This window comes from Rhodococcus sp. NPDC079359 (assembly GCF_040702585.1).
GTDB lineage: Bacteria > Actinomycetota > Actinomycetes > Mycobacteriales > Mycobacteriaceae > Rhodococcoides.
Window position 1 is genome coordinate 129,459 of the sequence record NZ_JBFBLH010000008.1, and the last position, 24,128, is coordinate 153,586.

General features: G+C 58.3%; 17 protein-coding genes. 7 read left to right on the forward strand and 10 right to left on the reverse strand.

Translation table 11 applies throughout. The annotated features are described in order from the left end of the window. Position 1 precedes the first annotated feature (1 nt). The 3 genes from dndD to dndB are packed head-to-tail and all read right to left on the reverse strand — an operon-like array spanning position 2 to position 4,622. On the reverse strand, positions 2–1,975 hold the full coding sequence (gene dndD, locus AB0362_RS19285; protein ID WP_317533653.1) for a DNA sulfur modification protein DndD: 1,974 nt from the start codon (positions 1,973–1,975) through the stop codon (positions 2–4). After that, positions 1,972–3,501, reverse strand: a complete 1,530-nt coding sequence (gene dndC, locus AB0362_RS19290; RefSeq protein ID WP_317533652.1) for a DNA phosphorothioation system sulfurtransferase DndC — start codon at positions 3,499–3,501, stop codon at positions 1,972–1,974. The genes dndD and dndC overlap by 4 nt, the downstream gene beginning before the upstream one ends. Further along, on the reverse strand, positions 3,498–4,622 hold the full coding sequence (dndB, locus tag AB0362_RS19295) for a DNA sulfur modification protein DndB (RefSeq protein ID WP_317533651.1): 1,125 nt from the start codon (positions 4,620–4,622) through the stop codon (positions 3,498–3,500). Before dndB ends, dndC begins: the two co-directional genes overlap by 4 nt. A gap of 100 nt (positions 4,623–4,722) precedes the next feature. Here dndB and dndA point away from each other — a divergent pair, with 100 nt between their 5' ends. From dndA to AB0362_RS19315, 4 genes are all read left to right on the forward strand, one after another. Then, positions 4,723–5,913, forward strand: a complete 1,191-nt coding sequence (gene dndA / locus AB0362_RS19300) for a cysteine desulfurase DndA (RefSeq protein ID WP_317533650.1) — start codon at positions 4,723–4,725, stop codon at positions 5,911–5,913. A gap of 193 nt (positions 5,914–6,106) precedes the next feature. Next, on the forward strand, positions 6,107–7,810 hold the full coding sequence (locus AB0362_RS19305) for a hypothetical protein (RefSeq protein WP_317533649.1): 1,704 nt from the start codon (positions 6,107–6,109) through the stop codon (positions 7,808–7,810). A 248-nt stretch (positions 7,811–8,058) separates the two neighbouring features. Next, on the forward strand, positions 8,059–8,835 hold the full coding sequence (locus AB0362_RS19310) for an HNH endonuclease signature motif containing protein (RefSeq protein ID WP_366236056.1): 777 nt from the start codon (positions 8,059–8,061) through the stop codon (positions 8,833–8,835). A gap of 142 nt (positions 8,836–8,977) precedes the next feature. Then, a complete protein-coding gene (locus AB0362_RS19315; protein WP_317533752.1) occupies positions 8,978–9,448 on the forward strand; it encodes a hypothetical protein in 471 nt (156 codons plus the stop codon). Positions 9,449–9,469: 21 nt separating this feature from the next. Here AB0362_RS19315 and AB0362_RS19320 read toward each other — a convergent pair whose 3' ends face one another. Further along, positions 9,470–11,515 (reverse strand): SIR2 family protein, encoded by a 2,046-nt coding sequence (locus AB0362_RS19320; protein WP_317533648.1) that lies wholly within the window; start codon positions 11,513–11,515, stop codon positions 9,470–9,472. A 280-nt stretch (positions 11,516–11,795) separates the two neighbouring features. On the opposite strand from AB0362_RS19320, the gene AB0362_RS19325 reads away from it, so the two are divergent. After that, positions 11,796–12,509 (forward strand): hypothetical protein, encoded by a 714-nt coding sequence (locus AB0362_RS19325; RefSeq protein ID WP_317533647.1) that lies wholly within the window; start codon positions 11,796–11,798, stop codon positions 12,507–12,509. 131 nt (positions 12,510–12,640) lie between these two features. Here AB0362_RS19325 and AB0362_RS19330 read toward each other — a convergent pair whose 3' ends face one another. The 4 genes from AB0362_RS19330 to AB0362_RS19345 all read right to left on the reverse strand — a co-directional run bounded on the left by AB0362_RS19330 (position 12,641) and on the right by AB0362_RS19345 (position 20,823). Beyond that, positions 12,641–14,236, reverse strand: a complete 1,596-nt coding sequence (locus tag AB0362_RS19330) for a GTPase domain-containing protein (RefSeq protein WP_317533646.1) — start codon at positions 14,234–14,236, stop codon at positions 12,641–12,643. Beyond that, entirely contained in the window at positions 14,229–18,011 is a 3,783-nt protein-coding gene (locus AB0362_RS19335; RefSeq protein ID WP_317533645.1) for a GTPase, read from the reverse strand. The genes AB0362_RS19330 and AB0362_RS19335 overlap by 8 nt, the downstream gene beginning before the upstream one ends. A gap of 645 nt (positions 18,012–18,656) precedes the next feature. Then, entirely contained in the window at positions 18,657–19,400 is a 744-nt protein-coding gene (locus AB0362_RS19340) for an HD domain-containing protein (protein ID WP_317533644.1), read from the reverse strand. A 46-nt stretch (positions 19,401–19,446) separates the two neighbouring features. Beyond that, positions 19,447–20,823: a hypothetical protein gene (locus AB0362_RS19345; protein ID WP_317810832.1), complete on the reverse strand. Its 1,377-nt coding sequence runs from the start codon at positions 20,821–20,823 to the stop codon at positions 19,447–19,449. Positions 20,824–21,251: 428 nt separating this feature from the next. On the opposite strand from AB0362_RS19345, the gene AB0362_RS19350 reads away from it, so the two are divergent. Both AB0362_RS19350 and AB0362_RS19355 read left to right on the forward strand, forming a co-directional pair. After that, positions 21,252–21,419 carry a hypothetical protein gene (locus AB0362_RS19350; protein WP_317534060.1) on the forward strand — a complete coding sequence of 56 codons (168 nt, stop codon included), beginning with the start codon at positions 21,252–21,254 and terminating at the stop codon, positions 21,417–21,419. Positions 21,420–21,515: 96 nt separating this feature from the next. Then, positions 21,516–22,070, forward strand: a complete 555-nt coding sequence (locus tag AB0362_RS19355; protein WP_317534061.1) for a hypothetical protein — start codon at positions 21,516–21,518, stop codon at positions 22,068–22,070. 119 nt (positions 22,071–22,189) lie between these two features. Here AB0362_RS19355 and AB0362_RS19360 read toward each other — a convergent pair whose 3' ends face one another. Together AB0362_RS19360 and AB0362_RS19365 are read right to left on the reverse strand one after the other, a co-directional pair. Continuing rightward, entirely contained in the window at positions 22,190–22,843 is a 654-nt protein-coding gene (locus tag AB0362_RS19360; RefSeq protein ID WP_317534062.1) for a response regulator transcription factor, read from the reverse strand. 38 nt (positions 22,844–22,881) lie between these two features. Further along, a complete protein-coding gene (locus AB0362_RS19365; protein ID WP_317534063.1) occupies positions 22,882–24,087 on the reverse strand; it encodes a histidine kinase in 1,206 nt (401 codons plus the stop codon). Positions 24,088–24,128 lie beyond the last annotated feature (41 nt).

Consider the following 24,128-nt stretch of genomic DNA (forward strand, 5'->3'; position numbering starts at 1 on the left):
GTTACTCCCAGAAGTAGCCGGGCAGCACGGACGTGGAGTTCGTTGCCTGGTCAAAATCGAGTCTGTACGCGCGGCCCACGAATTTTTTGATTCGCGCATAGGTAATTTCGTCGATCTCAGTGTCCGTCGACAAGAGGATGACTTGATGGCTTGCATACGGGAAGTACCGGTCGACCAAGTGGCCCCGATGGGATCCGTCCAGCCTGCCCAGCGGCGTGTCGACGACAACAGGTAGTGGTTGTCCGGACGCCCGCGCCAAGCCCCAGAGCAGCGAGACCGCGAGTAGCTGACGTTCGCCAGCAGACATCTGGTTGGCGGGAAGTACGTTCCCGTCTCTCCCCTCAAGTTCGACTGTGTAGGTATCGGGGTCGATGTTCACGGAAGCCACGAGGGACTCTTTGCGAAGTAGTCGTTGCAGCGCTTCGAGGACTAGCTCCCCAATCCTTCCCAGGTATCGGCGCGTGGCGGCACCACGAAGAGACTCGAGGGTTTCCTTGACCTTGTCTACGTGAGTGACGATCCGAGTGTCGTCATCCGTGGATAGCTCGGCGTGTGCGAGACGGTCTAGTTCACTCTCGTACGCTGCATCAGCTTTGACTCTGTCTGCTCTGGTTGATGTGAGTGCTTCCTGGACCATTTGAAGAGTCGCTTGCTTACGCACAAGGTCAGAGGAAGCGTCGTTCAAGTCACCCTTCAGTTCCTGAAGGGACTCAGGATCAGGCATGGCGACCAGAACGCGTTCGAGCTGATCCAGCTCGGCACGTGTCGCGCGTCGACGCTCAAGAAGCGATGCCAGCCTTCTGCGGGCCGCCGGCAGCGCTGATTCTCTCAAGAACGCGATACTCGATGGGCTCTGAAGGCCGGTGACTTGAGGGACCGTTCCTTCGGCTTCTCGACGTGTGCGATCTTCTGACATGTACAGGGCGATGGTGTCCAAGGCAGAGGTGTCGACGCTGGCAGTCGAGAGCATGTCGACGATCGCCTGATCCCGCAAAACGAGAGCGTCTGCGACTATTCGCTGATTTGAAGCATTGACTTCCGCCAGGCTTTGCCGTTCCAGCCCCTTGAGTAGGTCGCTGATCTGAAGTAAAGGAGCGACATCGGCGGCTTCCTCTCGCAGTTCAGCCTCGATCTGGTCGAGAGATTCTCGGTGCAGCTCCGCGGAACTTTCGGTGGCGACACGTTTGTCGAGCAGTTCACCTCCGGTCGACCGATATCGCTCGGTGAGCTCAAAGTGAAGCTTCTCCGCGCGCTCTAACTCGACCCTGGCGGATGCCAGCGACTCGACAGTGGTCTCTTCTACCTGTCGAGAGTTCGACGCCGCGTCCTTTTTCTCTGCCACTTTGGCCTTGAGGGCTTCAGGTATCTGATTCATTCGGTGCCGGCGTCTCAAAACGGCCAGATCGGTAGCGAGTCGCTCGACCAGATCGAGTCCCAACAAAGTGGACAACGCCGATCCGAGTACTTCGCGCGATTTTTGCATGTCGGCCAGGGCCTCGATTTGCTCACCGTCGAAGAAGAACAGACCCGCGATACCGCGTGGCAGGAAGGTTTCGACGTGTTCGCCCCACGTCGAGGTCAGGGCCTTGTCCGCAACCCCGTCCACTTCCACTTCGAGGCGTTCGCGTACGGGGTCTTTCGATCCCTCCCACGAACGCATCACGCGGTATCTGTGCTCGATTCCTTGCTGGTTGGCTCGAAATTCGAGCTCTACCGCTGAAGTCGAGCCGTGAGCGGCACCGCGGTGCACCAGGCTACGGAGGTAGTTTTCGTAGCTTCCGGTTCGACGCCCTGTCGATTGGGCCAGCGTTCCGTAGAACGCAAGGTGAATTGCCTCCAAAATGGTCGTCTTGCCAGCACCATTTAATCCCCCTACCAAAATAATTGGCTTGGTCGATGACTTCGGCGTGAGTTCGATCTTGTGTCTCGCCGCGAAGGTGCCGACGTTTTGCAAGACCAGCTGATCGAGTATCACTCTGTTGCCCCTGTCGGAACTGCGCGGACGTACCCCGCTGCGATGTCGAGATCGCTGGGTGTGTCGGAGTCGCTCTCACGTTCGATTGCGTCTCGACGCTTGTTGGCACGGTTAAGGGCGTCGTCTTCGTCATCGTAGAAACCTCTGCGCATCGCCTTCGTCAGAGAGTCGAAGAGACCGGCACGGCGGGCTTGTGAACGGTGTCGCTGCTCGATGTCGAGCAGCTCGCGTACGAGCTCGAAATGTAGTCTGTCGTCGCCCACGACTTCCTGGAGGATGGCGACAGTCTCTGGACCGAGGGGGAGATGCTCGTCGAGTGGCCGTCCAGGGAAATCCTCGCCAGTCACTTCGCGATAGATGACGGGCAGGTTGTCCTCGAACTCATGCTTCTCGACTACCCACAGCCGACGGATTTCCTCAAGCTCCGGAAGTGTCACCAACTCAAGGTTTTCGACAATCTTCGGCCCGTTTGCGCGAATCCAAGTCTGAGCTTCGAGTAGCTTACGTACCCATCGTTCGCGTGACTCTTGCGTGTACGGGCCCGGGATGGTCCGGTCGTGGAAGAGCTGGACGCTCCCGTTCATACGGCGAAAATCGCGGAGATGTCTGTCATCGGCTACATCAAGTTCGTTACGAAGCTCCAAGAGTGGAAGCATCCACTCCTTCTCTTCGTCATTCTGAATCATCGCTGACATCGACTTGTCTTTATCGACCAGTGTGCATGTCCAGCAACCGAACCGGCTATCACCGCAGCTGGGGGTTGAGGAGTCGACGACCAGCGGGCACTCGCCATCGGACGAGGCACCCTGATACATGGTGAGAAGCTCTTTGTTCGAGTATCCCCATGGGTTCTTGGTTTGCATGAGGAAAGTCCATACATCGTCGTTGGACCAATTCTCAACAGGCGAGTAGACCAGGCAGTTGGGAAGAGAGTCGTTGGGACTGAGTAGATCTCGTACCCGACGTGATTCGAGTTCGGACATTCGATGAGACCGACCCGAGCTCTCAGCTTTACGCGTGCCCAGGACCAGTATTGCTTCTCCGTGGGACTTCACCATGTTGATGATAAAACTGTTGGAGGGCTTGATTTTCAGTCGCTCTGTGCACCAACGGAACTTCGGACGTGGGGCGGGGTATCCGCGACCCGCCAAGTTGACCCAGAATGTGTCCGCGACAGCAGGCGTTAAACGGTGAGGTTCGATCGGCAGACCCTGTTGAGTGGCAGCGGCTTTGATCGTCTCCAGCGAGTGCGTGACCCACGCCGCAACGATGGGGTTCTCGACCAATGTATCGGTGCTGATGACATGAATTTGCTTGGTCCGCTTCTCAGGCTCTAAGCCAGCGATGGCCATCCAAACCAGCTGCAGTACAGCGGTTGAGTCTTTACCACCTGAATAACCGATGACCCAGGGGATACCGTCTTCGAGGTAGAGAGTTTGAGTTTGCTCAACCAACTCGTCGATCGTGCCCGACAGCCCTAGGTCGTCGAACGCAGATCGCGGTCGGATCGGTAGGTTGATGGTCACTTGTCTCCTCCATTAAATGCGGTTTCGGCGCGCTGCTCGTCGGCTGGCAACGGAATTCCTAAGGTTCTTCTGATGAGCGCTGTTGTCAGCAAGACGTTGCCGGCGCTCTTCGAGACGCGACCACCGGACATTGCCCGGCCCTCCCATACGGACGAGTTCGATCGATGCCAATCGATGTCTCCGAGTTGCTTCAGGATCTTTGGCCACTTCTTCTTGTCAGGTGTGTCCCGCAGGATGGTGTTGCCGACCTTGCCGAGTGAGTGCAATACGATGCCGTGGCTGTGTATGAAGTCCCTGCGGATTTCGCCGGCGCTGACTTCGCGTTGGCGAACTTGAGTCCACTCGGGGATGTACTTCGAGACGGTGTCCCAAAAGACCTGAGCCATCTCGACTTTTTGATCGAAACTGGTGTCATCGAGACCGTCTAGAAGTGCGCGGTTTGCGCTGTACATAGCCGACAGTGTGAACAGCTTCCGCGAACGGGTTGCCAAGTTGCTCGACTCGGTCTCTGTCAGATCGTTGTAGAAGTCGGACTGGAAGACAACGACGCGCGTGATGGCGGACAGGTCATCTCGGTGGTCATACAACACACTGATCGATTTTGCGGGCCGGATGGCGTACCTGTTCAGGTCTGCAAACATCTGCTGACAACGCTTGAGCCCGAGATCCAGGAACATCACGATAGCGATGGTCTCGTCACCAAGGTCTGGGTTCTGACTCAGAGCCTCCTGGATCGCCGCTCGGCGATGCTGGCCATCGTTGATCACGAACTTCGCTGACATAGGGATGGTAAGCGTGCCGATGCGGTCGTTCGGTCCACCGCCGCCGAAGGGCTCGAACGTGACGTCGGCGTCGACCGACGCTGTCAGAGCTGAGAAGACGTAGCTGTCCGGGTTCTCGACCACGTAGCGAGCGATCTCCGGTACCCGCGCCTTGTTGAGCGTGCGCTGCGCACGCATCTCTGGGACGAGCTCCTCGTCGTCGAACAAGAACAGACGCGGTATTAGTCTCAAGGGGCACATCGTCACGAAGTAGCCCCGCCCGGCTTGAACACCCCGGATGGCAGGGAAGACGTACTCGAAGCCTGGGCTTCGAGCTACCGAGCTTGACTGCTTGACCATGTCTCTCCAAACGTTGGCCGCTGATGTACGGAACTATACATCCGAACAACACGCCTAGTTTAACGAACACCAAGCAATATTTTCGCGTACAGTCACCGGCATGACGATAGCTCCGGGTACCGACAACTCTGTTCGGTCGATCGACGCAGGCTTAGCTGCTCCGGTGTACTTGGACTGCAATGCGACGACACCCATCGATCCTGCGGTGCTCGCAGAAGTAATCCACTACCTCCAGGAAGACTTCGGCAACGCCGGCAGCCGCACGCATACCTACGGTCAACGGGCTAAGGAACGCGTCAATCGGGCGCGTGAGCAGGTCGCGGCACCAGCAGGCGCAAGCCCAGACGAGGTCATCTTCACCAGCGGTGCCACCGAGAGCAATAATCTTGCAATCCTGGGTTTAGAGGAGGCGGGACGTGCTTCGGGCCGAATGCATATCGTCACCTCGCAAATCGAGCATAAGGCGGTACTGGAACCGATTCGAGAGCTTGAACGTCGGGGGTTCGAGGTCAGTACCATCGCACCGACGCCCGGCGGGTGGGTAGACCATAACGCAGTGATAGATCAAGTGCGATCGGATACCCTTCTGGTGTCGATTATGGCTGCTAACAATGAAACGGGAGTAAAGCAGCCAATCGTCGAGATCGCGGAAGGTCTTAAGCAAATGGACGCATACTTCCATGTCGACGGTGCTCAGGCCTATGGGAAATTGCACAATATGTTTGACCACAAAAGAATTGACCTCATCAGCATTTCCGGTCATAAGATTTTCGCTCCGAAGGGGATAGGCGCGCTTATCGCGAGACGCCGGGGATACAGGCGGACTCCGCTGAAGTCTCTGATAGTGGGCGGTGGTCAGGAACGGGGATTACGTCCCGGCACCCTTCCGGTTGCTTTGATTGCAGGCCTCGGGACTGCCATTGCCGGCGCAGCAGTTGCCTTCGGCAAACGCAATGAACATGTCTTAGCGATTCGACGCGAATTGTTGTCGTCGTTAGAGCCTCTGGGTATCGAAGTAAACGGAGACGCTGAAAGAAGCATGCCTCACGTGTTGAACTTTTCGGTACCTAGGGTGGACTCCGAGGCTGCCATCGTAGCGCTTAAGGACCTAGTCGCGATTTCGAATGGATCTGCGTGCACTTCGCAAAACTACGAACCCAGCCACGTCTTGGTTGCGATGGGACTGAGTGAGGAGCGCATCGCAGGTGCCCTTAGGTTTTCGTGGTCCCATTTATCGAACTTTGATCAATGGGACCAGGTCACGGACCGGTTGGCCCGAATGCGGGTGTAGCCCCTGCCGACACCCGCTGATGAACAGGTTACGTTGGACAGGGTCTAGCGAAGATCGGACAGTGCGAGATTCAGAGCCCACTTCGCTTGCACGCCGAACGTTTGACCAGCGGGTCTATAAGTACTGCAGCCAGCGTTGGCTCGCCCGAGCCGATCGGCTCTACGCTGTCGGAACAGCCTTGTAGTATGCGTTTGTGACCACACGCACATACCGGTATCCGGCCCTTCGTATGCAGCAAACGCCCACCAGTCGACAACTACTGTTGTTTGGCGCGCGTGCACCTGAGATTGAGGAGTGGGCGGGTGTACCGCAGCGAGGGAAGCTCGAAGACAGCGAATCGGTGGGATTTCAACGGCAAGAAACCCCGGCCAGGGTGAGGGAACTGGCAGGATTCTTCACCGAGCAACGCAACGTAGTTCAAAATCCGCTGCTGTGTGCGCTTCAGGACGAAGGTTTGGTGACGTTTTATCCTGCCGATGAAGGATCAAGCTTCGGCACACTAGAGATTGTTTGCGAGGATCTACGAACGCTGTCTCTGCTTGAGCTCATATCTAGAGTGATACGAAAGTTGGAGCAACGTGTTCCGGAATTGAAGGAACATGTTATCGATGCAAGTTATGTCGAGACCCTAAGTGTGCGTGCTGCCAAAGTTCACACGGTTGAAAGCGCTGAACTTGATGGGGAGAATTCCGCAGAGGCTGAGGCAGAGGCAGAGGGTAGTGAATTAAGCCCGAATGCAGAGAGCGCGGACGATGTCGCAGAGGTGCTGCTCACCGAGGAGACGCAGTTAGTTGATTTTTATCAGGAGCTGGTTGCGCGAAAGAGTGTCTTGGAGCGCATTTCAGGCCCTGGCCCTGATCGCCTGTTTGGCTTTTCCAAAGAATCCATGATTGGTTATTTGGAACCAGTTGTGCTCGTGGATGGGCAGCACCGTCTTAGCGGCGCTGTTCGCGCTGCGGAAATTTCCATGGCGTCGGATGATGGTAAGAACGAGCTAGTTGCGTCAATTAATGAAGGTATGGACCCAGACGCCGCGCATGCCAAAATTATGTCGGCACGCTCGCGGATACTCCCTGTCTCTTTGCTGATGGACCCGTCTCCCAGTGAACATGTCTTTCAATTTGTAGTGGTCAACCAGAAAGCGACACCAATAGGGAAGGCGCTGCTTGGGACAATAGTGTCTACTTCGCTTTCACGCGCCGAGTTGCAACCTGTTGCAGATCGGCTACGCAAGGCGGGCATCGGGCTGGAAGACTCTCAGGCGGTGGCCTACCTTACGCGAGCAGACGAGAGTCCGTTCAAAGGATTAGTTCAAACAGGCGTCGAAGACTCCAACAGGTTGCTTCCGTGGACTGTTCTGAAGGGTCTCACGTCAATCTTTAGAGAGCTGAAGGGCGGCCGACTTTTTCACCAGAAAAACGACTATGCGGCGAAGTGGCGGCGGCGCCTTCTGTCGGATTCTAAATATGTTTCGGAGGGGTCTGACGCAGCGGAGCAGTTTGAGATTTGGCAAGCCACAGATGGGCCATGGCGCGAAGTATTCGTTCGATTTTTCAGTTTGATGCGTCTTCGTTTTGGAGATGATGATTTGCTAGCGAACAATGCTTGGGGGGCTACAAGTAGCAATCTCTACAATAAAATTAGTTTAACGATACTAGCAGCGGACTACTTCCAGTTCCTTGATGAGAAGGACCGCACACTGAGCAGTCTTGATGATGTTGATTCGACAGTGGAGGCCTGGCTCAGGGACGTGGATGGTCAGTACTTCGCGCGCGACTGGGGCATGGGAAGTCTGAAAAAGGACCAAAAGGCGGTCCGTGAAAAATGGGCGACAACTTGGTTCGAATACCGGAAAGATCCGGTACGTTTGCCAAGGAGTGAAAACTACAAGCCATGAGTTTCGCGTTGTTAATCCATAATCAGTTAATGCCCTGGATGGTAATGTGATAGCCGCGAAACTCGATACGATTGAGGTTCTCAATGGACCCTCTTGAGTTGACAGACTATGTGTCGATATTTCGGTCAAACTCAGCGGCTTCCTGGCAAGCTGACGAAATTAGGAAAGTTACCCAGGGGCGTTTCCCTCGGGAAAGCCTAGGCGATAAGGCTTGGTTGTTGGAATCAGATATTAATCGCACGTGGATAATGTGGTATGTAGACGGCATCGCGAACTCCGAAATCTTCATCAACAAGAGGCGGGTAAGCTATGGCCACGTATACGCTGAAGTAAGGACGCGTCTGTCAGAGCGTTATCCGTCTGGTCAGCCATCGGAAATTTCGGTCGCGGCACAGGTCGTAGCCGACGTTGCGTGGAGAAGAATTTGTATACGGAAAGAGGCTCAAGAGCGCGGTGTACTGTCGCGGGGAGAGAAAGCAGCGCTATGGTTTGCAGCTGAACCAAGTCCGCGGTGCTACCTGTGCGGTTATCTCTTTACCGGGTTTGCACGCGATAAATTTCTAAAAGAGGATTCCGGGGGTGCAAACCGTTCACTCGTGCTACCCGCGTTAGTGGACTTTACCCGCCCCCGGCGGACACAGCGTGACCACGTAATCGAGATTGACCACGTAGAGCCTGTGGCACTTGGTGGTACGAGCGGACTGAGCAATTTGCGTCTGGCGTGTGGTTGGTGTAACCGCGTCAAGAGTGCGCGGACGAGTATCTACGATGTGGGAGCTGCAACCGACCGAGTCGTAAACGTGTCAGGGATTGGCTGGGTGCGCGAGCCACAGTCATTCTGGGTGTTGCGCGTAGTAGCGACTCGGGGGATATGCGAAGCTTCGATCGGCTGCAGTCGCACCGTCGAAGATTCTGAATTAGTCGTTGCGCCCAGATATCCCGCCGGCGCAATGAATCCAACAAATATCGCTGTCTACTGCGATGAGCATGATCCATGGCGGTCGGCGCGCCTCGTTGGCATCTAAGTCTTTCCCGAGAGGTTGAGACGTTGAGTTGGTCGATGGGTGATCGTCCGACCGGAAGTATCTAGAGATGGGCCCATGGTGCGTAGCGAGACGAATAAATTGACCTGTCTTAGCTGGATCATCCCGTAAATTGAAAGAGGTAATCGTGGCCGAGAAGAAAATCCTTTACATCGATCTTGATAACACCCTTGTGGATTTCAAGACAGGAATCAGTCGTTTGCAAAAGCGGCACCTCAAAGACTTTTACGGCCGTCTCGACGAAGTGCCGCACATTTTTTCAATAATGGATCCGATGGAAGGTGCCGTGGATGCCTACATCGAACTCAGCACCTTGTTCGACACGTACATCTTGTCGACTGCGCCCTGGATGAATCCTCAGGCCTGGCAGGACAAGGTGCTGTGGGTTCAGCTTCATCTCGGTGTCGAAAAAGATTCGCCCGCATACAAGAGACTGATTTTGTCTCACCACAAAAATCTCAACCGAGGTGATTTCCTCGTCGACGACCGGCCCAACAATGGGGCAGCAGAATTCGACGGAAAGCTCATAGTATTTGGTGGCGATGATCACCCGGACTGGGAGAGCGTCCTAACGTATCTCCGCACGCAGGCCTAGTCCACACTGGGACGTTCTACATCAATTGAAGTCCCAGGGATCCGTTGGCTCGTGGCCCAACCCGCGCGTCGCCAAAATCGATACCGGGAACGTTTTGCCGTCTGCGCCTGGGTAGAGGATGCGGAGCGCGCTATCGAAAATCGCCTGATACTGCATCTTCAACTCGGCGGCCGCAGAGCTGTGTGATCGCATGTGCGATGACCGAAGCCTGGATTCGAGTGGGCCCGGCGCGCCTTCCATGTAGAACCCGAACGGGCTCGACAATGCCGACGCTTGCTCAAGGCACTGATGGGCATGTCTGAGTACGGATTCGCGATCACCCTGCGGACTGCGCCGGGGTGCTCTCGGCTCGTGGTCGGGGAGCGGACATCCGAATAGATCAGCAAGGATGTCGCGTCGCAGGTTGTGGTAGTCGCGAAGGACTGCAACATGGTTCTTGTGCTCTGCCGCGGAAAAGTAGGCGGCGACCAGATCGTGGAACGAGAGACTGAAGCGGTCACGTTGGAGGCGAGGAGGTTCGGCCTCGCCCATCGCCGTCAATGCCTTCTGAAAGGGCTCCCACCGGTGACGCCAGTTGGTAGACCTGAACGAACGTATCCGGCTCGCCACTTCTCGAAGCTCATCCGCTACACGGTTCTCGTCGACGTCGAGCAGCTCAGCGTACCGAGAATCGAGCAAGTACGGAGATTGGTCACTGGCATACATCGCAACACCGTCGAGCAAGATCTCAAGGTCTCGTGCGGCGACTTGCACTTTCAAGGAGTTCGAAGCCGTCACATAATCGAAATCGCCTTCCCAGAGGGCCGCTCTCAACGCATCGGGCTGCAGCGTTACGACCGTCCCCAGAGGGCGTTGGTGGCTGTTGGTTGCGTTCATCGCGAGTACCTCGTGAGCCAGGCGGAGGACGTTGTCGTCGGTCATGGAGGCGCCGATGACAACGAGATGCCCTGTGGCCATCAAAGACTGAACGATCGAGGCGAGAGGTCGACGTTGAGAGTCATATCGGACAAAGTCGCGCCGGCTCAGGATGATGCTGTCGGGGTCGGCGACATCGCCGTGCATCTTCAGTAGCCAGGCACGTCCGGCCACTGCGTCCTCGCGCGGAAGGACCGAGATCGAGTCCTTTCCATGCGCGGACTCGTATGCGTCCTCGTACAACGTGTCGTAGTTCGTCGTCACGGCATGGCTCACGTTCAGGGATGCCAAGAGGCAGTGCGCGAGGGTGGGTGTGTAGGTCGAACTCGCACCAGTGGCTGCCGCTGCCCTTTCCCCCAGACTCCTATCACCGGTGGTCTTCGAGAGCAACTGCGCTCTGTCCAGGACGTTCATTGCGGCGAAGTCCTTGTCATCCAACGAAGACTGCGTGTCGTGTTTGATCGTCGTCAGTAACTGATCCCACGTTGGCAAGCCGGCCGAGACACTGACGCCGGCACCGAGAAGCAGTGCGACGTCGCCGCTTCGAATTTTGGTAGCCAGCTCCTCGCTGGCGGGGTGGGCGGCTACGCGTTCTTGCTGTCGCCTGATCGATTGCAATGCGGCGTAGTCCGCAGCGTTCCCCACGACAAACACGACGTCGAAATTCGATGCGTTGACGAATTCGCTCGTGCGCGAGAGGAGGGTCTGAATTACCCCGCCTCGGACACCCTCGTAACCGCCTAACCCAACGCCAAGGATGGGCATCGCGATCAGCGGCCTCACTCGACCGTCTCCGAGTTTGGGTGGGTCGGCTTCAATCTTCTCAAGTGCCTCGCTCAGACCGGCGATGAGCCACGCAACTGACTGGCCTCCGTCGTGGGCAACGTTGAGAATCCACGTCGGTCGACCCTGTGGATGGGGAAACCGGCGTGCACGACCCGAGCCGTGGGCTGCTGGGGCGGTATCCGCGACCCCGAGCGCGGGCCACCACGTGCGTTCCGGCTGGAAGCGAGAGTCGGCCGGTACCACGAGGACGTCGGACGCTACTGCTTCGAGTCGGCCCTTGACGACAAACACATGGCCGGTGAGGTTCGCGCTGTCATCCGAGCTGGAATGGCCCGTCGATCCTCCGCCAGGCGTTGTGTTTTTCACGATGCTAATACTAGTTCTGCGAATACCGCCAGAGCCGGGAAGACGTGGGTGCCAGATCAATGGTGTCAGGAATTAAGAACAATGTTTCAATGGTCCTCGATTCGTTGCAGATCGGGTCGTGTCGCGGCACGGATCGAGCACGTTGAGCACTTGAGTCGATACCTCCACATCAGTGCCTGACCGGCCCGAAACTCGCCATCAACCAACGGTGGATGCGACACTGGCCTGGTCTTGGGGTGGTTGTCCTTCGCCGGGACCGATGCCGAGATTGGAGTCAGGCTTGAACGACATATCGTCGGAGTTGTCGCAGATCGAGCTGGCTATCCGTGAGTCGCTCGAGCCGCCCGCGCAATGGTTCGCCGATCAAGTCGAGGGATCGAAATCGGATCCTGCTCAGATGGCCTTGTGGACCTCGACGACCGTGATCGATGACAACGTGCAGGGTGCAGTCTTCGGCCCTGAGGTGTTCTCGTGGCTTCATGAAGGTGCACCCGGGTCGTACGAATTTCCGGTCGGGCACGCCGGTCTGATGCATACCTACGGCTACTTGCTGTCTACTGTCGTCACTCCTTACGGGCTGAAGAGTCAGCGATGGCTCACTACCGACTTGGCGGAGGCGTTCGAGCTTGATCCGCACTTCTTTCATCCGACCTATTCGAACGTGCCGTTGATGGAACGTGTTGCGTCCAAGGCGATGCCGATTTTGACAAACCCCGGTGGAAGCCGAACGGTCTTCACCGTGGACGAAGTGATCGACCGTCGGAGTCGGATGCGCACGGTGTATGTGTCGAACCCGATGACCCGAGCGACTGCGGTGGTCTACGGAGTGGTGACGGGTGATCGAGCCCAGCTTGTGTCGACCTTTCCAGTTGGGCCATTAGACGAGGAGTTTGTTCGGGGGTGGCTGACGAAACCGATGCGCTATCGGTACAACTACGCTCCGCCGCGTGCTGAGCCTGGCAGCGAAATACGGAGGGGGCCGGACTATCGATGAACCTGAGCCGCAGAAATCGATCACTGATGCGTTCCTGAGTGCAACCTCAGCATTTGTAGGTGAGGGCAAATGCAACGCAAGGTGGATCAGTCCGACGCCGGGCCCCGGTAGTCCGCGCCCGTCGCGTTTAGTCAGCCACCCAAGAGGCGCGTACCGGTCTCGATGTTCGAGCGGAGATTCTCGACCAGGTGGTGCAAGCTGACTCGGAGATCGACCTGATCCGCTGTAGTATTCCGAATCTGAGCGCGCGCGTCGTCTGCAATGGCGTCGAGCGATCCGAGCGCTACTGAAGCCGCTTGCTCGCCAGCGGCGGCCAATTCGGTTTTCAATAGCGCGTGCTGTTGTACCGCTGCCGCCGCCGCGCGCTGTTGGTTCACGAATTGCTCTCCAATTTTTGCTACTTCGACCACTATCTTCAGTCCTGCGGATGCTGCCGCGATCCTGTTGGTCTCCGCAGCAGCAGCGAGGGCTGCCTTCTCGGCCGGTGAAAGCTTCAGCTTTCGCGTTTTTTCGTACTCACGCATCGCATCGAGGACTGCGGCACCCACCTGGCCAACGACTGGAGAGAAGACAAGTGAATCGGCAGGGCTGCTTGGTTTCCGTCGCAGCGAAGCAACCATCTCATCGAACCGTTCCCAGTCCGGACGTGCTCGGTTCGTGACCATGCTCTCGCTGACGGTTCGCAGCAGCTTATTCACATCGCGCTCACAAGAGGCATGCCATGCGCCGACAGAGACTTTCGCCGCCTGGGCAAATCTTTTGGCAGGATCAGGACTATCCAACGCATCGCCAATGACTGCCGCCATCCTCCCACGTAGATCAGCCTCGTAAGCGCGAGTCAGACTGTCTACCTGAGCCAGCCACGATGCGCGCTGTTGCTCACTTGCATCGCTCACCGCGGTGTTTTCGAGATGGCTTTGAAGCTCTCTGCTCAGCTGTTCCAGTGCTCGTTGTGCAGCATTACCCCAAAAACGCTGCGCTGCAGACTCTCTGATACTTTGTGTCTGAGAATTTGCTAGATCTTTCACTGCAGCTACCAATGAAGAGACACCATCCCAGTCCCGTGTCTCGTTCCAGATGCTTGGATCGGGATTTCGATCTGCACCCGCCATTTGCGCAAAGTCTTGACTGATCACGTACACCGGGACCTCCTCGCCCAGACTGAGTGCTTTTCTCAATTCGACGGTCTTGTGCTCGCCGAGCGACCGGTAACCTTCCGGATCGTCGTCTGGATCCACTCCAGCTTCGTCGAATCGCGAAATCACGAACCACAGCGAGTTGCCCGCCCAATTTTGTTGAGCCAGCTCACGCAAAATCGAATGCTCAGCAGTCGCTAGCTGTGGTGGTAGCGCAACGATAGCGACGTCGGTCAACGCGATCGCTTCGGAGGCAAGCACGGTGTTCATTTCAGCGCGGGCATCCTTACCGCCAGTGACGAATCCGGGCGTGTCCCGCAGAACGCATCCGGCGGCGCTGATCTCATTGACTTCGAAAGTCTCGTGGCGTGCACTAATTGTGAGCCAAGGCGGAACCACCTCTCCTAGCTCGATAAGCAACCGGCGCAGAAGCGAGCTTTTTCCCGTGTCATAAGAACCGTAGATGGTCACCACAGGTCTGTCAGTGGCGGCGAACTGGTCCCAGCGGTGGGCTAACCCTTCGCCGACTACACCGCTAGATAAGCCGTCCAGCCATGATTTGGCTGCTTCGATATCTATTCGACTAATCATTCGTTGTGCCCCTTCGTAGTTTGTCTGCGGCAGCGATCAAAATTTGAGTAGTACTCAGTCGCTGCTGCAATCCCGAAACCTCAAATCTTACTGTGCCTTGGTGGTCGCCGTATTGAGTGCGCAAGACACCAACTTGCTCAATGCGCTCGGCTAGGTATGCCCATGGACCCTCGTCCTCGGCTATTAGCTGCTCAATTATATCTTTCTTGTTCGACTCGATCTGCAGGACCGCGGCGTCTTGCTTGTCGTCCCAACTTCGCCCTTTATGCACGTCATTTGCCCATGCAGCTGCGTCTGCTGCGGCCGCCACGACCCCGAAAACGACACCCACCCGGCCCACCGCTTTGCCGGCTTTGATCGCGCCCCAGGGTTTGAACTTATAACCGAAAAGGTGACCAATTTTCAACGCCGCATCGCGATGACCGAGAGCTTTTCCTGCTTGCGCACCGAAGCCTGCGAATTTGCCGGCGATCCAGGCGGCCTGGCCGAGAGGATCACCGCCAGTCTTCTCGGATGCGACGGCGGACATGGCGATGTCGTCGCCGAACCCTGTTGCCGCTTCTTCTCTGGCAATCGCCGATGCGTGCGCCGCGGACCAATCGTTGACTTTCTCGGTGGCTGTTTCCATAAGTTGCGTTATCTCGTACCGCGTATCCTCGTTGATCCAAGACCCGACCGCGATACCCAGAGCTTTTTCGTCGCCAACTGGGACCGTCCGCACGCGGGCGACAGCCTGAGTGACTTGCGGCTCGAGCACATCGTCCAACTCAAGCTCTAGTGAGCGACTGAGGTAGTTCGCGTCTTCCAGACAGATGTCTATTGCTGCAATCAACGAGTTATGCTTGTTCGCCTCTGCTCTGAAGTGTGCGATGGCGGCTCGGGTTTCTTCACGCAGACGCAGTAGGGCTGACACCCCGTCATCGAACGCTGCGAGGGCAGTCGCATGTACCAAGTCGTCGTCGATCCACCTGCGCAGAGTGTCGACAAGTGCAGGAATGCCGTCCCAGGTTCTATTGGCGTCATAGTGTGCTGAAGTAACGTGCGTTTCCGCGCCTACACCCCCGAAGGGATCTGCTGCGACCCCGTGAATGAGCTTAGATGACACCTCGATACCGCTGGAGTTGAGCGACGCTGCGAGTTCTTCCAGCTTGCGAGCACGCCGATGGAAATACTCCTCGGGTGAGTCCAACGGGTCGACGCCCAATTCATCACATCGGTTCACGACGAACAGTATTCGTGGCTTTTTTCCTGAGACGGTGGAGGTTCCGTCGGCGATCGTTCGCAAAGCTGTGGTGTCGCCAATGAGTAGATTCACATGCAGCACGACAATTACCAGGGCGGCGCTAAGCGAATCTGTCAGAGCTAGCTCATCGTGGCTGGCGTGTCGACTCTGAAATCCTGGAGTGTCGACGATGTCCACCGGTCCCAATGAGTACCTGTGAACTGCGTCGGTAGTTGCATCCGCCCGAATATGTAGTGAACCGGGTACGTCGCGATCGAACTCAGCCAAGACTCGTTTGATGAACGAGGACTTACCTGCGCTGTAATCGCCGGCCACGACAATCGCCGGACGGGTCGTTGCTCTGGTCGCGTCGGTTATCGCGGTGAAGGCCTCGTCGACGTCAGCGGCAGTGGCTGCCTGAGAAAGCCAAGCCGCCACGGACGCCTGATCAGGGTGGGTGAACGACGCCACCATGGCGCGGTGCAGTGCATCGATGTCCGAGTCGTGTTGCAGCTTGCTCACTGCCCTGAGTTCGATCGGGTCGCGAGAACTTTCTGGGGTTTCGTCGTGATCGAACCAGTCCTCGCCGAGCAGATAATACCCAACCCGAACCTTGTCGCCACGTCCGCAATCGTCCTGCATCCTCTTGAACGCCGCATCGAGCATGTGACGGGGAGGCGAGACTGGGATAGCTGATGATTGGGTGAGCAAGTTCGAGGCCAAGATGCCGATGTCGGTGTCCAAATTGTTCAAGATGACGAGCTCGATCAATGCAGAACGCAGCAGTGGTGCAGCTGCTGTCCAAGCAGCCTCCGCGGCCACTGAAGCGACTTGCCGTTCGATCTCGTCGAACGATGCGTTTATTGCACCTCGACTTTCACGAGCGGCCTTCGCGCGAGCCTCGGTCTCTTCGCGCTCAGCATCACGACTCTTCTTGCTCCCGGCCCAGCTGAAGACTGCGGCCGCCACGCCGACGCCTACGCCAGCAACCCAGCCGGCTGGTCCTGCGAGGAGGAAGGGGACGGCAATGCCCCCAACGCTTCCCAGGAGTCCTGCACCTCGAAGCATGTTCGCAAGCAGGCCGGCGGTATCGCCCGCATCTCCTTTGAAGTCCGCCTGCGTGTAATTCTCTCGGCTTCGCAGGCTGAAATCCAGTCCGGCCAAGGACAATTCGCGGTCCAAGAATTGCGCAGCGTCGACGGAAACCCGCTGTAGCGCTTGCTCGATTTCGTCTGTGTCGAACACCTCGGCAGCAAACGTTTCTTTGTCGATCACAGTGCCCTCGGTGAAAGCTCTATGTTCCAGCGTTTTGTACCGCAGCAATGCTTTGCTCCGGGCTTCGGCCAGGTGTGGTTTGACGAGGTTGCGAACGTGACGCACAAAAGTGCCGTCAACTGGAGCCGTGTATAGGCCACCGCGAGAACTTTCAGCAAGTGTTAGCAGGTCGCTGTGCCAAACGTCGTCATACAAGTGAAGACTGCGCTGCTCGGGCTCGAGGTAGCCGAGCACTTCCAGATTTCGCCGAATGAGTCCGTCGAGTTCGGCGGCCCGTCCCATGAGGCGGGTGCTGAATGCGGTGAGCGAGTCGGCTTCATCGGTGAGCCGTGCGCGTATGCCTTCTCGTAAAGACTCGAGCCGCAACTCCGAACCGCCTGCAGTGATGCCCGCGGATAGGACGCCTTCCAACGCCGCGAAATTTGAGGAGCGGGCGAGGTAGTCAGTCCCGTACCTGTCTCGGTCATCCAAAAAGTTCTGAGTGGCGGGCCCCTGATAGGGAGTAGAAGCTCTGGCGAACAATGCTCGTCTGCTGGAGATTGCCACCACGGGCACATTTCTCAAGCCAATGTTCGACAACTCCACGCGGACATTCTCGGCATGTTGAGCCACCGGCTCGGACATGTTTCGCCTCGCGGTCTGGCTGGAAACTCTGGCCGAATGACGCCAACGTGGGTTGCGGACGTTGAGAACGGCCACTACGGGTTTGCCGTAGTGCGTCACCCAGTCGGCGACTTTCGCGAACTCGCTGGCTTGCTGACTCTGGGTATCGAAGCACACCAGGACTACGTCGGCGGTTTCTACAGCTTTTCTGGCGACTGCCTCCAACTCGTGGCGGCTCTTGCGACCGCCCCAGCCGTTGATTCCAGGCGTGTCGTAGAGCTGGCAGCCGCGCCACGGAACGGACTTTACCTCCGTGGTCCAATCGGATTCACCGAAAGGCGACACCGCTGAACCGTCCAGTTCGCCGAATGCGGACAACAGCGTGCTCTTTCCGGATCCGGTTCGGCCGAAGAACGCGATATTGAAGGTTGACAAGACCTTGGACTGCGCCAGCAGATGCTCAGACAGTCCATCGGCGAACCGAGTACGCATACGGTCGAACTCGGCCGTCAGACCGTCGCGCTCGCCTTCCCTGGCTAATTTGGTGCCAACCGCATCGTATGAACTCATGGCACCATCGGTGGTCGATGCGAGCTCGACAAGCTCTTGCCGGCCAAGTGCCAGTGCTTTCGCAAGAGCATCATCGAGGGAGTCGCTTGACGTGACGTTGTTCATGTAGAAAAAGCACCTTCGAGGTCGTGACGATTGTGGACAGCGAAGCACAAACTGCCGACAGTGTTGCCGAACAGTTCAAAACTGGTGGATGAACTGGTTCAGGATCAGTGAACACCGCTCGCTCAACTCACGAGTACGCGCACCCGCTGTACACACGGAGGCGCTGCTTACTTCCGAGGTCTCCGGAACCGCGCGAAGCACCATAGTGGCGGTGGCGGTGGCGGTGGCTCGGGTGCTTGTGGTGGTCCTCAAATGAGGAGCGTCGCCGCGCCGACGGTGGGGCTCCGCTCGCGCTGCCGTAAGCGATCAGATTCACAGTCGGACGGTCTGACGTATAAGTGTGCGGTGATCGTTGACGTCCTCAGCCGGAGGCGCTAGGGGTGTTGCGATCCTGCTGCGCTGCGGCCTCAGCCTGTTCCCGAATGACGGAGTCGCGTCCCTCGAAGTTTCCGTTGGCCCGAATTATCGCTTCGGCTCGATCCTCGGTGAGGCCGCGCCGCATATTTCGTCGACCACTTCCGTCTCCTCGGCCAATCGACCCATTGTTGTTTGCTCCTTAGGGCTGTTCTCGTCCATTGCTGTGCATCCTCCCTGGTTTGAAGAAGTAGCTCGTTGGTTGATGTGCGCAAAGGGAAGCTCCCGAATTCAATACCCGCGCGCCGTCAGAGATGCGGACAGTGCTTTCAGTCGCGCATCGACGGCATCGTTACCGCTTTGAGTCAGGCCGAGGAGTCCTCGCTTGCCGTTGAACGCCGAGACGAAAACCTCGACCACCGGCGCGTACTTAGCTGCGAGTTTCGTTCGCTTGGCCTCGTCGTCGAGGTACTGCACGCTTCCAGCGTTGTCGACGAAGTCGGCGAACTTGACCAGAAAGACGTTGGGGTCCTTGATGACGTCGGCAACGTGCGCGGCGTAGGCCGCGTTCTTCTCGGTCTTGGATCGCACGGCATCGGTTCGCGGATTAGATACTGCAGCAACCAGTCTGGAGGTCTCTGTGTTGAAGTGCTCGGTGATGAGATCCAGCGCCGCCTGTTGATTCGGTCCGTCCGATAGCCGTGACTCATCCAGAATCGACACGATCTCCCGCGGTTGGTCCTCGACCGTGTCGTGCAGAGCTGTCGCGCTGAGAACATCGGTATCGGCGCAACCGAGCCGGATCAGGCGCAAGACGTTCCTGAGGGGATGCACGATGTAGGGGTCTACTGGGTAGGCGGTGCGTCCGATCCGCTTCTGAGACAGGTGAGCGGCCGTCGCCAACTCCATGGCATTGCAAAGCTGTGTTCGGTCGACATAGACAGCGTCGATCTCGTGCAGGATGGCGAACACCAAAGCGGCCGAGTCCATGTCCTTCAGCTTGGTTGCGCGGTAGATCGATTCAAGATCTATCATTTTTATCTCCTGTCGGTTGGGGTGAAAGTAGCTACTCGGTGATGCGTCACGAGGATCGGGGGAGCTCGTCGGCGAATCGGTAGGAACAACCGATGTTGCCTGTCGTGTTCACGCCGGCATTGACTCGGATCCACGCGATGCACGACCGCGCGACCAGACGAATGTCCTTTGTGAACAGATATCCGTCGGTGCAGTCCACGAAGTGGCCGTCGTTCTGCCACTCGTCGAGAGGCAGGTCTGCGGACGAATAGTCTGCAAGAAGTAGGTGGCCAAGTTCGGTCCGTGATCGTCGGAGCATCATCACGCCGTCGCTCAGGACCACCACCTGCGAGCACACTACCGGGGCGTCATGGGTGGAGTCGGCAACGTAGTCGCTGGGGCCCACCTCGACGATGAATCCGACCGGCTTGTCGTAAAGCGACTCGATCATCCACGCGGCCAACGAGTCCCATTGATCGACCTCCAACCGTCGGCCACCGACGATGAACGCACGGACAAGTGAACCGGGTTCGACCGGCGCTTCCCATGCAGCCTTCGCCCAGCCGTCGTCGGTGCTGTTCGCGCGTCCACTTTGATCGGCCCAGATAGCACCGAAGGTGAAGTCACTTCGCGTAACGGTCTCGTCGGCATCCACACTTTCGACACTCCACCCCTGCAGCCGGACTCGAAGGTCGGTCACCACGACATATAGGTAGCCCTCGTCGTCGATGTTGTAGTGCCAGTCCGGAATCTGCGGTATCGCTACTAGACCGCGGCTGCCGGTTGGTACCCGATGTGAAACCTCGGCGCGATAGATGTCGGATCGCACGGATCGAATGCGGGTGATCGATCGATGCATGCTGATCGTAATCGCAGGTTTGGCCGTCGACATTGCGGCGCTGGCAGCATGGAAATGCTGCTCGACGATCATCTGTGGTCGGCCGGCGCAGGAGCGACTCGTCCGTGCGTCCCGCGGCGTGTACATGACAGTCACCAGATCGGAGTCTCGGAGGCGGGGAGGTATTTTGCCTTCGGGTTCGACCTCGACGATCACCGTCGAATGGCGTCGTGGATCGCTCCGATGGCACCACTCGGGTAATTCGCCGAGACCGTGGGGCTCGTGATCGAAGAACGGTTCGTCGGACCACACGTCGGCGCGGCAGATTTCGATCCCGACGGTAGGCCACGTCAGGCGGACGTTTTCTTCTGTTCGGAGGGCGAGGCGTCCTGCGTCCCACCATCCACAGTGGGCGGTGTGGAAGACAACCCGGGCATTCCCGAACGCGGACTCCTCCAATTGTGCTGACTGCATGTCGACGCTGCGAAGCAGTTCGGTACGCCGTTGGGGCGTGAGGTCCGAAAATGGATGGTCGACCTCGACAACAACCACGAATCCGGGATCTCCAACGGGTATGTCGTTGGGCCCGAGGCGTGTTTGTTCCATAGTTCTCCTCTATGTGGAGCGAAGGTGTTGCCGAGAAAGTCGGCGAGAGCGGAGTCCGGACTACCGGACTGGCTGCAACTCCATGGGTACACGAGGGCACCGACAGGTTTGTCGCAGATGCTTGTCGAGTCGACTGGACTTGGAGTCCCATCCTGACGGTGTGGGGAATGTGTTTGCCGCGACTATGCGCGTCGACGCTAACCACCCGATTCGGGCCGAGATTCTGGACGAGCGAGCATTGCTCGACAGCCAGCTAATTTAGCTGAGCTGCACGCTTTGACAATCGTCCGCGGTAGGTACCGAGCATCAAAAGGGCCGACCTTGGTTCTCGCTGCACCGGTGGCGAGAAACCCAGTAGAAGAGCCACCAGCCAGCAGGGGAGCACGACAACCTCGACGAGCCGACGCGGTTGGTACACCATGGACCGGGTGACCATTGAGGTACAGACCACTTGGAACGGGCACCGATACACCTGGACGCTGCAGCCGGACGGTTGGTGGGATCTGACGCACCGCACCAGTGCACCGACCGTCAAGCGCCGGCTGCGAGCGCGCGAGTTCGAGAAGGAACATTGCGAACTCGTCACGTACGACTGACCCTGCGAACATCTCCGCGCTGCGTTCGCGCGTCGGTCGGCTTCGCTACGATCTCGAGATCAAGCAATGATCGTCGTCCAGGAAGTGCTTCCCGTCATGAATGTGCCGCTAACCCGCCGCGATGTCCGAGAGCCCGTCCGACGCAGTGCACAGAAGTTGGGATTCGCCGACGCCAGCACTCGCAAAGGCACTGCGGATCAGACCTTTCACATCGACGGTAAGAGAGTGATCGGACGAGGAACAGTCTCTTCGAGACCCGTCGAGGTCGACACACTGCACGCCATACATCGTGACGTCTATCTACTCGATCGGATGAAGAACAAGGTCAGACTCCACACTGCGCACGGCGGGTACAGCACCGAGGCGCGACGGTTCGCGCGTGAGAACAATATTCGCCTCTACACACTCACCTCGAAGGGCGAGTTGCGGCGCCTCGGCCGTGCCCCGGTGATCGCGGGTCGCACGCTCGACCGTATCGGCGTCTATGCGGTCGGGGTGTTGCTCGGGCTCATAGCGTTGGGGTGGGCTCTCACGCACCTGGAGACTGTCGGAACGGTGTTTCTCGTTGTCATCGCGGTGGCGGTAGCCATCCCGGTGCTGTGGATTCTGGGGTGGATTTTTGACCTCACCGGACCCCGGATCCGGAAGTAGCACTGTGGCTCTCTGACGGTAGAAATGCATTCACGGCTCCCTCGCGGCAATTCGTACGTCTGAAGCAGAAATTGTGCGAAGCGAATTCGATTGCGGTCAGCGACCGTGGCTCGGCTCACTCACGTGACCATCCCCGCCCGGAAGGCAGCCAATGCCGCCTCGACTCGATTGCGCACACCGAGTTTCACAAATATCCCGGAGATATGGGTCTTCACCGTCGTCTCGCTGAGGTACAGCTCCGACGAAATATCCGCATTGGTCGAGCCAGTAGCCAAGATGCGCAGCACATCTCGTTCCCGCGGGCTCAGCACGTCCATCGACGCCGATGTCGATGCCGCAGGCAACACCGACGTCGCCACAATTTTCCGGAGCGAATCCTCACTGAACAACGTGTTGCCGGATGCCACTGCTCGAACCGACTGATGGAACGTCTCGGGTGCCTCGCTTTTGCTCAGGAAGCTGTGCGCCCCTGCCTCGATGGCCAGTACCACCAGATTGTCCACATCCATCGCCGTCATCGCAATGACCTTCGGTGGGTGGGCCAGCGTCATCAACTCTCGGGTGGAGTCCAGTCCGCAGACCCGGCGCATCTGAAGATCCATCAGCACCACGTGCGGCCGGTACGCCGCCACTGCAGCAGGCACCTGATCGCCGTCCTCCACGTCGGCCACCACCGAAATGTCCGGGGTCTTCGCGAAGATGTCCGACACACCACGTCGAACAAAGGGGTCGTCGTCGACGATCAGAACGGTGATTGCGGCTGGCGCTGTCATGGTTCGCTGAGCTTAGAACGCGACTCAGACACTGCCCGTCAGGAGTACCACGGCAACCAGCACGCCACCACGAATTCGCCCGGCTGCGCACCGGCCGCGAATGTACCGCCCACTCCGCGGACCTGTTCGGCCAGACCGGCCAACCCCGTGCCCGACCCATGCTCGAACGCCGGTTGCCCCATCAGCTGATTGCGCACGTCCACACGAACACCCGCCTGATCGGACCCGTGCACCGCCACCCGAATCGTCGAACCGCCAGCGTGCTTCTGCGCGTTGGTGAGCGATTCCTGCACTACCCGATACGCCACATGACTGCTCGCAGCGCCAATTTCACCTGGCGTCACGTCGAGCATCAGTGACGTGTGCAAGCCCGCGTCCAGCGCCGAGTGCACCAGGTCGGAGATGCCCTCGACGCTCTGCCGGCCACCGCTCGAGGCATCCGCCGATCCGCGCAGTACGCCGATGATGCGCTTGAGTTCATCGAGTGCATCGTGGGCGGTCTGCCGAATCAGCGACGCAGTTTGGGCTACCTTCTCGGGCCCATCGGCGCTGTTGACCTGCATTCCGCCTGCGAACAGCGAGATGCGACTGAGGCTGGCCGCGAGGGTGTCGTGCATGTCGCGGGCGATGCGGGCACGTTCCGCATTGAGCAGCATCTCCTCACGGAGCGCGTTGGACTCCACCGTCACTTTGTCTCGCGCGACCACAGCCTCCGTCAGGTCGGATCGCGTGCGGCGCAGTATTGCTCCGCCCACGACCAACCCGACGAGCACTGCCGCGACGACCCACGGAATCCACGCCGGGACGTCCCATTCCACCGGTATGGACCCATCCTCGGCCTTCGTCGAACCGATGGTCAGGACGGAGTAGTACCGACTGCGATGGGCGTCGTACGTCAACGACACCCCGCACGCGACGTACACAGCGACTGCGGCAATCACGAGCGGCTTGGTTCGCGCGAACGCACCGACAGCAAACAGAGCAATCAACGCTGCCGTCGCATCGGTGGCGAAGAACAGCGGCCCGGCCAACGCCAGTCCCAGAACGACCCATGGCCGTTCGTGTCGCCAGATCAAGGCGACGCCTGCGATCAGGTTGAGCGCGACGCCGAGGCCCAGGTTCCACCCCGGCGTCCCGGACGCACCCGCCAACCCGGCGGTCATCATCGAGCAGAACAGGCTGAAGGCCACCGCCGCCGTCGTCCAGGCTTTGCGGCGCAGGGTGCCTGTCCGATGGGTGCTCACGAGGAGAAGCGTACGGCCGAGCACCGACACGGCGAATCGTC

Coding starts and splice junctions, on each gene's coding strand:
- AB0362_RS19355 (WP_317534061.1), top strand. CDS start 21,516: ATGAATGTGCCGCTAACCCGCCGCGATGTCCGAGAGCCCGTCCGACGC.
- AB0362_RS19340 (WP_317533644.1), bottom strand. CDS start 19,400: ATGATAGATCTTGAATCGATCTACCGCGCAACCAAGCTGAAGGACATG.
- AB0362_RS19335 (WP_317533645.1), bottom strand. CDS start 18,011: ATGAACAACGTCACGTCAAGCGACTCCCTCGATGATGCTCTTGCGAAA.
- dndA (WP_317533650.1), top strand. CDS start 4,723: ATGACGATAGCTCCGGGTACCGACAACTCTGTTCGGTCGATCGACGCA.
- dndB (WP_317533651.1), bottom strand. CDS start 4,622: ATGGTCAAGCAGTCAAGCTCGGTAGCTCGAAGCCCAGGCTTCGAGTAC.
- AB0362_RS19360 (WP_317534062.1), bottom strand. CDS start 22,843: ATGACAGCGCCAGCCGCAATCACCGTTCTGATCGTCGACGACGACCCC.
- AB0362_RS19310 (WP_366236056.1), top strand. CDS start 8,059: ATGTGGTATGTAGACGGCATCGCGAACTCCGAAATCTTCATCAACAAG.
- AB0362_RS19330 (WP_317533646.1), bottom strand. CDS start 14,236: ATGATTAGTCGAATAGATATCGAAGCAGCCAAATCATGGCTGGACGGC.
- AB0362_RS19345 (WP_317810832.1), bottom strand. CDS start 20,823: ATGGAACAAACACGCCTCGGGCCCAACGACATACCCGTTGGAGATCCC.